The organism is Desulfuromusa ferrireducens, from assembly GCF_055389805.1.
This window is the reverse complement of record NZ_AP042415.1, coordinates 1,701,518-1,716,106: the sequence shown is the minus strand read 5'-3', so window position 1 is coordinate 1,716,106 and position 14,589 is coordinate 1,701,518. Positions and strand designations below refer to the sequence as shown.

The following is a 14,589-nucleotide window of genomic DNA, read 5'->3' as shown; positions in this document are numbered from 1 at the left end:
AAAAAATCTCACTCCGGACGACATCAATTTAGGACCTGCCCGATCAACCAGGTAATGTCATTGAACTGATATGGCTTTACCAGGGCGGCACAGAACCCGTAACCTGCAAAATTTGCCATGGCAGGATCATTTGAATAACCGCTGGAAACAATCACCTTTGCGTCCGCGTCTATCGCTAGAATTTTCCGCACGGCTTCTTTTCCACCCATCCCTCCGGGGATGGTCAGATCCATGATGATCAAATCAATGGGAGAACCACTTTCCATTGCCTGTTGATAAATCTGCACCGCTTCCATGCCGTCTGTGGCGAGCAGAATCTCGTGCCCTATTTCACTGAGCATTTCCTCAGCCAGCGTCCTTACCAGCTCTTCATCATCCATCACCATGATTCTGGCTTTTCTCCTGCCAAAATCTGCATTCCCAGACTCTGCGAGAGGAATGGACTGATGCAAAGAGGCCGGCAGATAAACACTGAAGATTGTCCCAATCCCCGGGGTGGATTGCACGGAAATGGAGCCACCATGTTTGCTGACAATCGAGTGGGCAATGGCCAGGCCAAGACCGCTGCCCTGCTGCTTGGTTGAAAAATACGGATCGAAAATCTTATCCAATGCATTTGCCGGAATCCCAATACCGGTGTCCTTTATGGTCAGTTTTACGCAGTTGACGGTCTTGGCCAAGGGAATGCCCATAGAATTTTTACTGCTGACATTTTCACATGAGACCTCGATGATCCCTCCGGCCGGCATGGCATGGCTGGCATTAAGAATAATATTTTGGACAACCTGACTTATCTGCCCTTTATCGATATCAACCAGCCAGAGATCATCGCAACAATGATAGCGACAAGCGACCTGATCCCCGCGGAGAATAAAATCGGCGGAATCTTTGACCACCTCAGCAAGAGAGGCGGTTTCTTTAATCGGTTGGCCGCCCTTGGCGAAGGTGAGAAGCTGCTGGGTTAAATCCCGGGCACGATATGATGCGTTTAGCGCCTGGGTGAGAAGTCTCTGCGTTCTTTCGCTGAGGTTGGCATCCCGCAGAGACAAATCAATATTGCCCAGAATGGCGGCCAGAATATTGTTAAAATCATGGGCGATGCCACCAGCAAGAACACCGATCGATTCAAGTTTTTTTACTTTGATCAGTTCCTGGTCAGTGCGGAGCTGCGCGGTGATGTCCCTGAAAACCAGGACAACACCGATAACCTCACCAGCTTTATCCCTTATCGGCGCGCCACGATAGGAGATACTTCTTTCCGGCCCATTTTTAGCAATCAAGACCCTGTAATCGGCCAGAGCGATAATTTCGTCAGCAGTAAAAACTTTTCCCAGCGGGCTGTCGCAGGGTTGCCTTGTCGCGCCATTAACGACATTAAAAACCTCATTTATTGGTCGACCAGCGGCCTCATCGCTGTCCCAACCGGTCAAGGTTTCAGCAACCGGGTTGATCAGGATGACCCGCCCTTGCGTATCGGTGGTGATGACACCATCACCGATACTCCTCAGTGTCACCGCCAGGCGCTCTGTTTCATCAGCCAGTTTGGTTTCGGTCAATTTTCGTTCGGTAATATCTGTGGCAATTTCAAGCCGAACGATACGTCCATCAATCCATTTTATCGCCCGGTCATGGATGTAGTACCAATGGCCGGTGACTTCATTTTGATGCTCCCAGATGTAGATCTCACCTGGCTGACCATCCGCGTCCAAAAGATGCTGATTGGAACAGAAGGAGCAAGGGCCACTTTGATTGTTCTGTACGCTTTGCCAACAAATTTTGCCGACAATATCCCCGTGCTCTTTGCGCCCGAACGCATTGATAAACAATACTTCATAGGTGTTTAAATCGGCGACATAAACGAGGGCATCGAGACTATCCATAATCAGCCGAAAACGTGCTTCATTCTCCCGCAGGGCCGTCTGCCCCACAAGCAGTGCTTCGGCCATATCGTGAAACGCCCGGGTCAGCGTGCCAATCTCATCTGGTTTGTCAGCCTGCGCACTAAGAAACTCAAGGTCTCCCGCGGCAATTTTACGCGTCATGGCCACAAGATCGGTAATGGGCGAGATGAGGGTGCTTTTGCCCAGCAGCCAGGAAACAAACAGGGCTAACAGCGTCGCCAATATCATGATCAGCACGTTCCTGATCAGGACGGCGTCGGCAGGAGCAAGAATGCTGTTTTCAGGTATCCCCGCCCAGACGTAGACATAAGGAGTTGCTTCAGGAGTAAGTCGAACTTGCTCAAAAGCAAATATCCGCCGCACGCCATCAGAACCTTCCCGAGTGAAGATCCTCGGTTCTTGTGCATTGCTGGCGAGTTCCCACGTCCCCGCCTTGATCGACTGACCAACCGGATTGGTATTTTCTTTGGGAGGATAGTAGAATAGGCGGGTGCCCTGGTGGTCGGTTATGGCGACAAAGGATTTTACTGGCAAAGAGCTCCCGTCATAAAAACTAGAGAAACGGGTCAGCTTGACGACGGTGGTTAAAACACCCTTAGTCCGACCATTTTTATCCAGCACCGGATAAGCAAAGGGCAATACCGGAACCGAAGCTCCAACCCTGGTGAGGATATATTCACCAACCGCGAAGTCTTTGCTCTCCAAGGCCTCGCGGACGTGCTTACGATCCGCCAGACTTACGCCCGAAAAAGCCCTCCCCGCTGCTAAGACCTTTCCGTCCAGATCAGTTAACACGAGATTGTGATGTTCAGGATTTTTCTCCAGCACGGCAGCAAATATTTCGGAACTTGCCTGGACCGCCAAGTTCTGAATTTCAGGCAGCAGGGCCAAGGTGGAAAGAATTTGCCGAGAGGACCGGGTAATGTTTTTCTGCGCTTCAGCCATTGTGTGGGTCAGCAGAAGAACATCCTGTTTGGCGGCTTCGATAGAAGTACGCCGCTGCTCCATGCCGGTGTAAAGCACGAGGCCCAAGGCGGGCAATACGGCAAGCAGGACCAGAAAGCCCAGATTTCTGCTTATTGATCCCAGGTTAAATGATTTCATCCCTACCCACCTCCGGCATTAATACACTCACAACAGTGTATCATCCAAAGGCTTAAATTCACCTCTTCGCGCCTAGAAACTCAGGTAACCGGCTAAACAATTGGCCAATAAAAACGCCGCACCTGTTATTGGTGCGACGCAAATCTTTCCGCATGTGCGACTCTGTTAGTTGCTAGCCCCAACCCCAATGCGGATCAACTGCAAAGCAAAGGTCAGATCCAACCCGGCCAGTTGATGATTTCCATCAAGGGTTACCTCGTCGTTTTCATCCTTGATCACCCGCATGACCCGCTCTTCACCGTCGGCAAAAGCCAGAGAAAGCTTCTCGCCGATCCGCAGTTCACGCTCTTGTGGAAACTGGCTGCGTAGCACCTTGACCATATTCTCTTTGTGATGTGGCCCAAAAGCTTGCTCTGCCGGGATTTCAATATTATTCGCGGCACCGACCGTCATCCCCACAATCGCTTCTTCCAAAGCCGGGAAAACCTCTCCCCGACCGATGGTAAAACTGAGCGGCCTGTCATCGTCGGCACTATCGAAAATATGACCGTTATCGAGGGTGCCAATATAGTGAATGGTGACCCGGTCACCGGTTTGCGCAACTGTCATCTTTTACTCCTTCGCTGCTTCTATCCCGAGCAGCCCCTGCATGACCATCAGCAAGCAATCGTACATTTCCTCGCGGGTCTGGACAAAGGCGGGAACTTCGTTATTGAGAACCTCTTCCATTTTTTGCAACACATCCTGCTCGTCATTTCCCAGCGCATCCATCACCGCCTCATACATCGGCACCACTTCGTAAAGATCGTACCGATCAAAGAGACTAGAATCAGGATTGCCGGAAAATTTCGGCTCTTCGCGAGTCTCTTTGTTGCGCGGGTAACGGTAATACAAATCTGAGGGTTTGATTGCAATGCCCATGGTGATCAGCCACAACTTGATGAGCAGCCCTGCCCACAGTGACTTTTGCTTGTGCAAAGACTGCCGTGAACGGCACCACCGGCTTCGCTCAGATAACTTGCCAGAGCATTGGCCGGCACGTACCAGGCGCCCGCGATCTCCTCGCCGGGCAACAGTCCGCGCTTGATATGCATCATGACGCTCATTGAGGTGGTTTGCATCGCTATCGCGACTTGGTTAACGGTCAGTTTTTCTACTTGTGCTGTCATCTCTCGATTCCTTTCCAGAGCTAAAGATTCAACGCTTACATAAATGATGAAATGGCTTTATCAATCCGTCTCTTCCTAACCTGCGGCTTTAATGACGCGAAATCTTTCATCAAAGTGAGGTGCAAGTAGCGGCCGCACATCCCCCCAACTGAGTCCGCCGCCACCACAGCCGGGGCGCGGGACGATCACCTTTTCCCAGCCACGCTGATCGACGAGTTTGCGTAATTCTCGACTTGATTGTTCAATCAGCTGCAGGTCGGGCACTTCCCACGGGGTGTGTTCGACCGGGAAGCTGACCAGCCCCTCCGGCAGTTCATGGACATGATTGCCGTCACGGGCAATTTTTTCTCCGAGCAGTTGTGGTAAATCAGGAAACCGCTCGGCAGCCTGTTTGGCCGTGCCACGGGCCATCACATTTTTACCGCTGCGCGCCAGTTTGCCGTTGGTGGTGATCGCCACCACGTAGCCCTGATTGTGATATTCCCAGAGGTTTCCGGAGAGTTCCTGGATATGCGCATCCTCCGCAACCCAGGGACTGAGATCGACTAACCGCTCACAGACCTGTTCGACTTCGATGCGGACATCCTTGTCCAACTTTTTAAGCCAGGCCTTCGGCAGCGAATCGTAACCGTAAAAAGCGCCAGCCAGCATCCCGGCAATAGCCCCGGTGGTATCCGCGTCGCCTCCCTGATTGACCACACCGATCAGGCATTCCTCAAAACTTGCAGTGGCAAAAAAGTAATGAAAGACCGTCTGCAGGGTATCGACCACGTATCCGGAAGCGAGGCCTTTGTAATTGTTAAACTTGAAGGTCGGATACGCGGCGATCAGTTCACGGGCCATGGCATGCAGCTGAAACCGGTCGGCACCGAGCATCGCCGCCTGCGTCATCCGCCCCAGAGTGATACAGCCCGCATCAGAAAGCGGATGATTGTGCGTCAACCGGGCCTGTTCCAAGGTACAGCGGCGCAACAGCCGATCATCCCCGAGGGTAAACAGCGCCACCGGGGCCATCCGCATCGCCGCACCGTTACCAGCATCCCACTCGTTAGGCGGCATCTCCAGCGTACCGTTACGCATGTACTCACGGATGCCTTTGCGTACCGTCGCGCCGATATCGATCGGTTTACTGCGCATCCAGTCGAGAAAGTTTCCGGCAATGCCGGACAAATCCCACGCTCCGGCGTCAATCAGAGCATGAGCGATCGCCAGTGACATCTCGGTGTCATCAGTGACATGACCCGGTTTCAATCCCAACCAGCCGCCACCGCGAATCTTATTATGAACCTTGTATTGCCCCTTGATCTCCGCCGGAGTCATGAACTCTGTCGTTGCGCCCAGCGCATCACCAAGGGCAACGCCGAGAAAAACCGCTTTCGCTTTACTGTTGAGTTCCTCGCAACGCATCGCTCAGCCCCCTATCATGACTTCGACGTCGAACTCACCGCCGATCACCAGATACTCGCCTTCACCCTTAAGCAGAGATTTCGGCAACAGTCCGCCGCAGAAAAAAATCTTACTCAGTGGAACCTCAGCTTTCAGCACCCGGCTGCCAAACTCCCAGGCGCGTTCGAAATCGTCAGTAAATGAATTGAGGTTGTTCAAGCGCAGCAGATAGTGATGCTTATCCAACTGTTCCAACACCTGATGTTCCGCAAAATCGTTGATGCCACGATAGAGGGTTAAATGTGTCTGCCCGGTTCGCTGCCGCTTGAACTCGTACTGCACAAACTCGTAAAGCAGATCGAGCTGCCGCAAAATGGCGCTGGTGCGGGCCGACCCTTTCATCTTCTCCACCGTGTAGAGGAAATAGGCTTCGGAATGAATATCCTCAATCGGTTCGTGGTGAAAAAGTGGTGGCAAGCCGAGGCGTGATTCAACCCAACCCTTCAACACCGCTCCCTCGATCGAATTACTGTCGAACAGCCAACCACGCAAAAAACGCAGATAACTGTTTTTCAGCGCCTTACGGCTACTGCGTGACGCCTGATCTTCCCACTGATGCAGTTGAAACCGGACATCCATAAAATCGTGAAAAATTTGTCCACGCTGCAGCGGGTCAGCGATAGTCTCCAGTTTGGAAAATAATGGCTTGCCAGCGCAGTGCACCCCTTGAATTTCTATCGGTAACGGATTTTGGTTGTAACTTCTCGACGCAATCGCCCATGGCGACAGGTTGCAGTAGTTAAGCGGGTTGGCGTCCATTTTATTTACATCCATCCAATAAAAAAGGCGCTCTTAACTCAAAAATTCAAAGAGTTAAGGGCGCCGTTGCCCTTCGCTGAAGGTAAAAATTAAAACTTTACGAATTGATAAAAAACACAAAGCTATTGTGCAGGCTTCGTGCCATACGGAAAATGCCACTTTATTTCATCAAATGGGCATTTAGCCGTTTAAAAATGTTCCTTTTTTATACAGAGCTAAACCACGATGGACAAAAAATAAGCCTCAAAATGAAAAAGAAGATATCTGGCGGGATTTGCTCATAGGAACGATGGAGGCAGGAGACCAAGCAGAATAAAGACCTTCATAATATTCCTTGCGTCCGCGCTAACTATCTACGCCGAACAACTCTGCGGCAGAAAATCCACGCTGCTGAAAGTACTGATAAAGTTCACCCAGCGAAGTTTTAAATTCAGCGTCATCAACCGCAGCGTCGGAACCCGAAACGGCAGCTACAATCGGCTCAATGTGGCAAGTCAAAGTCGTCCCATAGGCCTTGAGCCTTTCGTCATCAGGAGCGGCAAAGACCTCTTCTGATGCAGCGACAATCGCTTTATCAATGTTATTTTTGCGGGTCTGAATTCTGGCCAGATAGTGCGCCGAACTGCTGCTCATACCGGCAGATAATGCCGCCTGATAGACGCAGCAGTAAAAAACCGCAGAAAAATGAAACAGTTCGAGCTGCGGGTCGCTAGGTTCGGCGGCATGCTGCGACATGGAAATGTTGTTGCCGATCACCTTCCAGGCCGCGTCAAAAATCTTCATAAACTTGCGACGTTTGAAGAATATTTCGAGGATATACATGGTTCCTCCAGTTCAGAGCATTTCAAATCGTTGCGGCGCTGTGCCGCAACGAATTACCAATCGGTCGGATAATCATCCTCTACCTGGGTCGGATCATTATAAGCCAGAATCGAACCCCCATCCCGTTGCAGAACCTTTTCCACCGTTTCCGCAGCGAGCAGGACAAAATCGTTGTTGTAGCGGGCCAGTCCCAGCCGCCCCCGGGAGAGTTTATCAGCAACATCCGGGTCGACTGAAATTCGCTTTATCTGCCCTGCGTCAACATAATGATAGACAACATCGCCCTCTTCAACCGGAAGACGATTGGTTTCGATCAGCTGCTTCGCGGCCGCCAAATCAGCTTTGCGTTGCGCCTGTTGGTTGCGCTGTTCGTTTAATTCCAGGTCCTGCTTCGCCTGCTCGGCCTGTTGCTGCTGCAGGCGTAGCTTGGCACTGCTGTCTGCAGCGCCCCCCTGCCCCTTTTTTTTCTTTTTGTTTTCTACGCGCTTTTCGTGTACGGCCTGTTTAACCTGTTTTTTGTTTACCATCCCAGCTTTAAGTAGCTGTTCCTGTATGGAAAGTCCCATCGATAACTCCAAAATATTTATTTGATTTTTGCCGGTAAAGGCGAATTCACACCCGACTGTTAAAGTTTTTCCCGCAGCTGCACAAGGGCGTGACGCACGGACTCGTAGGTGTACTCATCGGCAGGATCAGCGGCTTTCCCCGCAGACTGAAACAGCGGGCGCTGCTGATATAATTCTCCCCAGCGCACATCAACCTGACGGACAAATTCCTGTAGCCGGTAATCACTGGCCAGGAGGCTATCGATCATCTCCCGCAACGCCGCATGGGGCTTTTCCATGTGACGATCCAGCAACAGCTGGTTATCCCGTATCCGGCGGCGCAACAGCGACTTCAACGCTCCCGAAGAATCCGCGGTATGCTGGTCGATCCACTGCGTTAGCTGGATGATCGCCTGTTCTTGTGGAGAAACGGGAGATTCCCCCTTCATCAGTCCACTACCAGCACGCCCGATGGCCCCGGCGACGCTGAATTTCTGCTTGGCGCGCAGTTCGCGCTGTAGCTCGGCGGCGCGGGAATCCTTCTCTTTACTCAACGTTGCGACTCCATAGCTGAAAGCTCCTCTTCAGCAGGGCTGAAGGTCAAGTGGTTCATGGCTAAGATTCATCCCGCCGGAAACGCTCCTCCAACCGTCGCAGTTCGGGAGACTCGGCAAAAACAAACCACTTCTTCGCCACACCATCCCATTTAGCGCCAAGCCCTTTCGCCTCGTCCTTACGGTTAAACGGAACCTGCAGGAAAACTTTTTTGCCATAATATTTTTCGCACATCTGATCATAAAAATAACCATAGCCCTTGGTCTCAGGGTCGGCGCGCAGATCAAAGCTTTCCGTCGGTTTTGCCATCTTGAGTTGCCGTTGAACCGATTGAAACTCCAGCTTCGAAAATTGCCCACCATCGCCGCGAAATAGGTCCAGAGTGGTGGAAAAATCGGGATCGTTTTTTGCTGTCGCCTCAAATGGAACCGCATTGCAGGTACCGCTGGCCACCACCAATTTCCGAATTTTGCTTTTATCTTGCGGGTATTCCACCAGATAGTGTGCCACCTGGTTCAGAATAACAATATTGGGAGTTAACATCGCCTGCTCTTTTCCTTAAAAATCGACATCTTCAGCCAAACCGACAAAAGGCCTACGGTCCCTGAAAGAACTTTCTCACCGACTCAACGACCCGAGCAATATCCTCTGCCGTGACATCCAGATGGGTCACCAAACGGACCGTTTGTCCGCAACCGATCAAGATCTGTTGCTGCGACAAATAGATTTTTAACGCATCACCCTGCGCTGCGGGTAGATCGAGGAACAGCATATTGGTCTGACGCTCTTCATAACGCACATTGAGCGCATCAATCGTCTTTAGTTGCTGTGCCAAAAAAGCGGCATTCTGATGATCTTCCTTGAGCCGCTGGATATTGTTCTGCAACGCATAAATTCCGGCCGCCGCCAAAATCCCGGCCTGGCGCATACCACCGCCGACCACTTTACGCCAGCGACGGGCCTTTTCCAGCAACTCCTTGCGCCCAGCCAGAACAGAACCAACAGGAGCGCCCAACCCCTTGGAAAGACAAAGGGAGACACTATCGAAGGGGCGTACGATGTCGGCAATGGAGCGCTGGTGATAAACTGCGGCATTAAAGGCCCGGGCTCCATCCAGATGCAACCCCAGTCCCTGACTATCGGCGAAATCTCTTGCTTGCTGCAAATAACCCATCGACAGAGCTTTGCCGGCCTGAGTGTTCTCCAGACTGAGTAGCGTGGTACGGGCATAGTGGGAATCTGCCGGTTTGAGGTAGCTTTTGACCAGCGCTAGATCGAGGCTACCGTCGGCGGAGAACTCAAGCGGCTGGGGCTGAATGCCACCAAGGACCGCCGCACCGCCGCCTTCGTAACGGTAATTATGCGCCTGTTGGCCGGCGATATATTCATCGCCGCGCTGGCAATGGGCCAACAGGGCGAGCAGATTCGCCTGGGTCCCGCTCGGCACAAACAGGGCGGCATCAGTGCCGGTCATTTCCACGACCAGTGCTTCCAAACGGTTGACGGTGGGATCTTCGCCGTAAACATCGTCTCCGACCTCGGCATGAGCCATCGCCTGCCGCATGGCCATACTCGGCAGAGTGACCGTGTCACTGCGCAAATCAATTTTTTTCATCAGTTCCCCGCAAAGAGACAGCCCGCAGTAGTCGAAAGCCCAACAATTTAACCGGGACTGCGCTGGTCAACGACAATATTACTTCCCGGACATTTTTTCGCTGCGGTTTTCGTTTCGGTACAGACATCAATCACCTCAAAGGCGGTGGCCACCTTACGCTTGGATAAATCGACCGCCCCCATGCTGAGACAGACCAGAGGATGCCGCCGTTCTTTTCCTTCGCGATCGATCGCCACGACGTAGTTTCGTTCCAGATCCTCCTTGGAATAAAACTCCGCGACCCCCTGATCAATCCGCCGGATGATCTCTGCGGCCACCGCAGACTGTTTTTCCGCCGGCAGAACCAAAACGAAATCATCCCCGCCGATATGCCCCAAAAAAGATTCCGCGCAACCGTTCAGTTGCATGGCAACGCGGATAACATTGGCCGTAAAGCTGAGGATATTGTCCCCTTGGGCAAAACCGTAGCTATCGTTATAAGCCTTAAAATTATCCAGATCGGCGTAAATGACGCACGCATCGTCGCCATCGGCAACAATCCGCTGCAATTCACTGAGGATGCTTGTATTGCCCGGCAGACCGGTATTGGGGTTGGCATCCAGCGCCAGTCGATTCAAGCGCTGTAATTCCTTGATGGCGCGACAAAGTTTGAGTTGATTTTTTATCCGCGCCTTGACTGTCGGTGCGTTCAACGGCTTGCTGATATATTCGACCGCTCCGGCAGCAAAACCTTTTTCCTCGGCTGCAACCTGGTTCTGCGCAGAGATAAAAACCACCGGCAGATCTTTGCTCAATTCATCGCTTTTAAGTCGCCGACAGAGTTCAAAACCATCCATATCGGGCAATCTTGTGTCAAGAATGATCATATTCACGGCAAATTTTTTCAACTGCTTAAAGAGATCGGCGGCTGACTTTGCCGTCGTAACCCGATAATCATCTTTTAATACTCCAATGGTCGTCGCCATGCTCAGGACATCGGCGTCGGCAACCAGAATCCGTTCTTTGTCAGCAGAAATCATCAACAACTCCAGCAGAGACACCGACAGAATTCGAAGGGCATCAGCATCGCCCTTGAAAAAGTAAATGACTTCGCAAAAAAACTAATCTAATACTCTGGAAATATTGGATGATTTTAGCGCAGACGAGGTGTAAAAAGCCAAGGAATAAGCGATCGACTCTACCCGTAAGGGGAGGACACTCAGATTGAATGCAGTCCCCTTAACTGCTAAAATTCACGAGCAGTCTCCCTAAAGATTAAACTTAATCAACATGTTGGCCGATAAGAGAGGTACGAAAGAGCTTCCATCAGCATCGGTCGAGGAATTTATGGACATGACAAAAAATATCATTATGTTGATCGTACTGCTCATTCTCGCTACTGCGATTATCCTCGGTATCCACTATCTGGGATCGCAGGTCGATAATAAAAGCAAGTACCAACACCCAATCAGCCAGCCCGGCGCCCGCTGGTAGAACCAGCAGGCGCGCACACGGCAACTGAAGCGGTAGGTCCAAATCAACGAATAGCACCGCTCGCGCGGAAAAACAGCGTGGGGTTACTGCAGACGACGTTCACCGCCATCAAAGCCAATCCCCCCTGCTCCACGAATTGGATCAAGGCCAACCCTGGCCCAGCCGTCACCTCGTTCAAACTGATCAATCTGCTTTGAATCAATCAGTGTCCCTAGCAAAGCCGGGCTGATCCGGTCTTTAACACCATTTTTATAGACCACATTGATTTTTGTGCTGCGCCTGAAAAATGCCATCGTTAAACTCCTTTCCATTTGTTGCTCATCTGGGATTTAAAGACTACAACTTTTTCACTATTTTTCAAGCCAGCCAACGCGTCTTATCTCTATTTATTAGCCATTTAGCGATACATATCGAACAACTATGCGACGACACGCAGGCTCCCATTGAAGCAAAAATTAAGCCCAGACAACAATTGACTTTGTCGACAAACTATTCGAGAATGCCAACAATTCTCATATAGGAGTTAAGACATGAAGCACACCCAGCAAATCACCTTTATCCTGTTAGCGATTCTTGTCCTGTTCAGCTCGCCCGCGCTGGCAAAATCATTCGGCGCCGGCTTAACCCTCAAACAAACCACCACCTTGACGCAGATTCTGCAAAATCCAGAGCCTTTCGTTGGCCAGAAAGTGCAACTGCAAGGCCTGATTGTCGATGTTTGTGAAAGTCGCGGCTGCTGGCTCTACATAACGGGCGATAAACCGTTTGAAAAAATCCGCGTCAAGGTTGTCGACGGCAAGATCGTCTTTCCGCTTGAAGCTCGGGGCAAACGGGGAACCGTTGAAGGAGTGGTGGAAAAATTTGTCCTCAGCCGTCAGCAAGTCATTGAGCGACAGCAGCACTACGCCGAAGAACGCGGCGAAAGTTTTGACCCGGCAACGGTTACAGCGGGCGAGACGATCTATCAACTGCGCGGCCTCGGCGCCGAAATCGAAGGGCTGTAAAACCGGCTATGAACTGGCGCAAGTGGAACTATGCCGTTCATCGCGATCTCGGCTTTCTCTGCATCGGTCTGACGCTGATTTATGCTCTTTCAGGGATCGCCGTCAACCATATTGCCGACTGGAATCCGAACTATGTAATTGAGCGGATTGAGGCGCAGGTAACCCCGCTGCCAAGCGGAGTCATCAACCCGGCGATTATCCCGGGGATTTTGCAGCAACTCGGTGAACGGGGCGCGCATGAAAACGCCTTTCAACCTGATGCGGACAATCTTTGGATCTACATCGAAAAGCGCATCATTCGCGTCCACCTGCCGAGCGGCAAGGTCAAACACGAGATCGCCAAGCGGCGACCTTTTTGGTACCCACTCAACTACCTGCACCTCAACCATCCGAAAAAAGCCTGGACCTGGGTGGCAGACGTTTACGCCGGGGCGCTATTTTTGCTGGCGGGCAGCGGTCTGTTGATGATTTCGAAAAAGAGCGGTTTGAAAAAACGGGGACTGCTGCTGACGGTTGCGGGAGTGTTGCTGCCGCTCTTATTTCTGGTGATTTACTACTGACCGGCGTCCAAGCCAGCAGCAATCGCCGCCATCAGGCGTTCGACAATCTGCAGGTGGGTGGCCTTGCAGTCGTCCAACTCAAACAGGTCGGAAAAATCAAGCGGTGCACCGAAACGGATCATTCCGCGCTGTCCGAAACCGGGAAACGTCCAACTATTGAGACCGGTTAAAGAGGTGGGGATAACCACCGGTCGGTGGTCATAAATCAATTTCCCAACACCGCGATTGCCCTTGCCCAACTGGCCATCCTTGTTGCGCGTCCCTTCGGGAAAGAGCATTATTTTTTCGCTTTGCAGAAGGTCTCCCAACTGCTTGCCCGCCCGCACATCGCGCCCCCGCTTAACCGGGAAAGCCCCCCATGAGCGAAATAACACGCTAAGGAAACGATTTTGAAACAGTTCCTCTTTGGCCGGTGCCCAGACCATTTGAAAAGGGTGCCGGCGCAGCACCGCAATCGGCAGAAAGATTGTGTCATATTCTGAAATATGATTGGCCGCCAACAGCACCCCACCCTCCTCGGGCAGATGCTCAGTGCCAACAACCTTGAGGCGGTTTAAGCAGTGTCCATAGAGAGCGAAAATTGCGGCGGTGAACATCACCCAACAGCGGCGAACAAAAGAAACATTCAAAATAGATCTCCTTTTTTGCATTTTGCGAATTCTATAGCAGAGCCGCGCGTCTGGCAATCACAACTGTTTTAGCGACAATATTCTTGCGACAGGCAGGAACATCGCGCATTATGTTGCTTCTCAACTTGTTCACTCTTCAACAAAAAACAATTTACACATAAGGATAAAGATTATGGGTTGGTTATCTGGAGTTATCGGTGGTGGACTCGGCGCAATGGTCGCCGGCCCGTTTGGAGCAATTATCGGCGCGGCGATCGGCGCTGGCATGGGCGGCAATCAAACCCTGCCACAGGGTGGAGTTGGCGGTTTCAACCAGAGCCAACAACGGCAGACGATTTTCTTTACCGCCGCCTTTTCGATGGTCGGCAAGCTAGCCAAAGCTGACGGACGAGTCTGTCCAAACGAAATCGCCGCCATCGAGAAAATTTCCAAAGAAGCTCTCGGACTGGACGCTCAAACCCGGCAGTATGCCAACAATGTCTTCAACCAGGCGAAAAACAGTCCTGAGTCTTTTGCCAACTATGCTGGTCAGTTCGGCAACCTGTTTTCTCAGGATCAGCAGATGTGCAGTTTCATGATGAGCTTTCTGTTCCAAGTGGCGATGGCCGACGGTGAGCTGCACCCCCAGGAAGAAGCGATGCTGCTGGAGGCCAAAATCGCCTTCCGCCTGCCGGAGAGCCTTTACCAGACGTTACGTAATCGATTTGTCGGCCAGCACTCCTCAGCGGTCAGTATCGCCAAACATTACGAAAATCTCGGCGTCACCAACAGTGCAACCAACGCTGAGGTCAAAAAAGCCTACCGCAAGAAAGCCTCGGAATATCATCCGGACAAGATTGAAGGCCAGGGATTGCCACCAGAGTTCATCAAATTTGCCAACGATCGGCTGGCAGAAATCAATGAATCCTACGGCGTCATTATGAGCGCGCGTAAATAGCAAAGATTCCAGCGGCCAAACGATCTGCTATGCTGTTGACAGCAGAGAAAACTCCTCTTTCGTTGCGAGG

The 14,589-nt window shown here is 51.6% G+C and carries 18 protein-coding genes; 4 read left to right on the top strand and 14 right to left on the bottom strand.

Annotated features, from left to right (window positions below; all coding sequences use genetic code 11):
• Positions 1 to 23: 23 nt before the first annotated feature.
• From ACZ5PT_RS07720 to ACZ5PT_RS07665, 12 genes are all read right to left on the bottom strand, one after another.
• Positions 24 to 3,005, bottom strand: coding sequence for a hybrid sensor histidine kinase/response regulator (locus ACZ5PT_RS07720; RefSeq protein WP_464266236.1), 2,982 nt, complete (start codon positions 3,003 to 3,005; stop codon positions 24 to 26).
• A 165-nt stretch (positions 3,006 to 3,170) separates the two neighbouring features.
• Entirely contained in the window at positions 3,171 to 3,614 is a 444-nt protein-coding gene (locus tag ACZ5PT_RS07715) for an FKBP-type peptidyl-prolyl cis-trans isomerase (protein WP_464266235.1), read from the bottom strand.
• Positions 3,615 to 3,617: 3 nt separating this feature from the next.
• The gene (locus ACZ5PT_RS07710; protein WP_464266234.1) at positions 3,618 to 3,926 is read right to left on the bottom strand and encodes a hypothetical protein; all 309 of its coding nucleotides are present in this window, start codon (positions 3,924 to 3,926) and stop codon (positions 3,618 to 3,620) included.
• 5 nt (positions 3,927 to 3,931) lie between these two features.
• Positions 3,932 to 4,174 carry a hypothetical protein gene (locus ACZ5PT_RS07705; protein ID WP_464266233.1) on the bottom strand — a complete coding sequence of 81 codons (243 nt, stop codon included), beginning with the start codon at positions 4,172 to 4,174 and terminating at the stop codon, positions 3,932 to 3,934.
• Between the two features lie 75 nt (positions 4,175 to 4,249).
• Complete coding sequence (gene draG / locus ACZ5PT_RS07700; RefSeq protein WP_464266232.1) at positions 4,250 to 5,581, bottom strand: ADP-ribosyl-[dinitrogen reductase] hydrolase; 1,332 nt, start codon at positions 5,579 to 5,581, stop codon at positions 4,250 to 4,252.
• A gap of 3 nt (positions 5,582 to 5,584) precedes the next feature.
• A complete protein-coding gene (locus ACZ5PT_RS07695) occupies positions 5,585 to 6,394 on the bottom strand; it encodes an NAD(+)--dinitrogen-reductase ADP-D-ribosyltransferase (protein WP_464266231.1) in 810 nt (269 codons plus the stop codon).
• 330 nt (positions 6,395 to 6,724) lie between these two features.
• A complete protein-coding gene (locus tag ACZ5PT_RS07690) occupies positions 6,725 to 7,201 on the bottom strand; it encodes a hypothetical protein (RefSeq protein WP_464266230.1) in 477 nt (158 codons plus the stop codon).
• A 53-nt stretch (positions 7,202 to 7,254) separates the two neighbouring features.
• On the bottom strand, positions 7,255 to 7,767 hold the full coding sequence (locus tag ACZ5PT_RS07685; RefSeq protein ID WP_464266229.1) for a DUF2058 domain-containing protein: 513 nt from the start codon (positions 7,765 to 7,767) through the stop codon (positions 7,255 to 7,257).
• 59 nt (positions 7,768 to 7,826) lie between these two features.
• Positions 7,827 to 8,300, bottom strand: coding sequence for a hypothetical protein (locus ACZ5PT_RS07680; RefSeq protein WP_464266228.1), 474 nt, complete (start codon positions 8,298 to 8,300; stop codon positions 7,827 to 7,829).
• 61 nt (positions 8,301 to 8,361) lie between these two features.
• Positions 8,362 to 8,844, bottom strand: coding sequence for a DUF5710 domain-containing protein (locus tag ACZ5PT_RS07675; protein ID WP_464266227.1), 483 nt, complete (start codon positions 8,842 to 8,844; stop codon positions 8,362 to 8,364).
• Positions 8,845 to 8,896: 52 nt separating this feature from the next.
• Positions 8,897 to 9,916, bottom strand: a complete 1,020-nt coding sequence (gene ltaE / locus ACZ5PT_RS07670) for a low-specificity L-threonine aldolase (protein ID WP_464266226.1) — start codon at positions 9,914 to 9,916, stop codon at positions 8,897 to 8,899.
• A 47-nt stretch (positions 9,917 to 9,963) separates the two neighbouring features.
• Entirely contained in the window at positions 9,964 to 10,935 is a 972-nt protein-coding gene (locus tag ACZ5PT_RS07665) for a GGDEF domain-containing response regulator (protein ID WP_464266225.1), read from the bottom strand.
• A gap of 313 nt (positions 10,936 to 11,248) precedes the next feature.
• Here ACZ5PT_RS07665 and ACZ5PT_RS07660 point away from each other — a divergent pair, with 313 nt between their 5' ends.
• Complete coding sequence (locus ACZ5PT_RS07660) at positions 11,249 to 11,389, top strand: hypothetical protein (protein WP_464266224.1); 141 nt, start codon at positions 11,249 to 11,251, stop codon at positions 11,387 to 11,389.
• 83 nt (positions 11,390 to 11,472) lie between these two features.
• Here the strand turns inward: ACZ5PT_RS07660 and ACZ5PT_RS07655 are convergent, their stop codons facing one another.
• Complete coding sequence (locus tag ACZ5PT_RS07655) at positions 11,473 to 11,682, bottom strand: GSU3473 family protein (RefSeq protein ID WP_464266223.1); 210 nt, start codon at positions 11,680 to 11,682, stop codon at positions 11,473 to 11,475.
• A gap of 237 nt (positions 11,683 to 11,919) precedes the next feature.
• Here ACZ5PT_RS07655 and ACZ5PT_RS07650 point away from each other — a divergent pair, with 237 nt between their 5' ends.
• Together ACZ5PT_RS07650 and ACZ5PT_RS07645 are read left to right on the top strand one after the other, a co-directional pair.
• Complete coding sequence (locus ACZ5PT_RS07650) at positions 11,920 to 12,393, top strand: DUF4920 domain-containing protein (protein WP_464266222.1); 474 nt, start codon at positions 11,920 to 11,922, stop codon at positions 12,391 to 12,393.
• Between the two features lie 8 nt (positions 12,394 to 12,401).
• Positions 12,402 to 12,953: a PepSY-associated TM helix domain-containing protein gene (locus ACZ5PT_RS07645; protein ID WP_464266221.1), complete on the top strand. Its 552-nt coding sequence runs from the start codon at positions 12,402 to 12,404 to the stop codon at positions 12,951 to 12,953.
• Here ACZ5PT_RS07645 and ACZ5PT_RS07640 read toward each other — a convergent pair.
• A complete protein-coding gene (locus ACZ5PT_RS07640; protein WP_464266220.1) occupies positions 12,947 to 13,582 on the bottom strand; it encodes a lysophospholipid acyltransferase family protein in 636 nt (211 codons plus the stop codon). The two genes, ACZ5PT_RS07645 and ACZ5PT_RS07640, sit on opposite strands and share 7 nt — an antisense overlap.
• Before the next feature lie 172 nt (positions 13,583 to 13,754).
• Here ACZ5PT_RS07640 and djlA point away from each other — a divergent pair, with 172 nt between their 5' ends.
• Positions 13,755 to 14,519, top strand: coding sequence for a co-chaperone DjlA (djlA, locus tag ACZ5PT_RS07635; protein WP_464266219.1), 765 nt, complete (start codon positions 13,755 to 13,757; stop codon positions 14,517 to 14,519).
• Positions 14,520 to 14,589 lie beyond the last annotated feature (70 nt).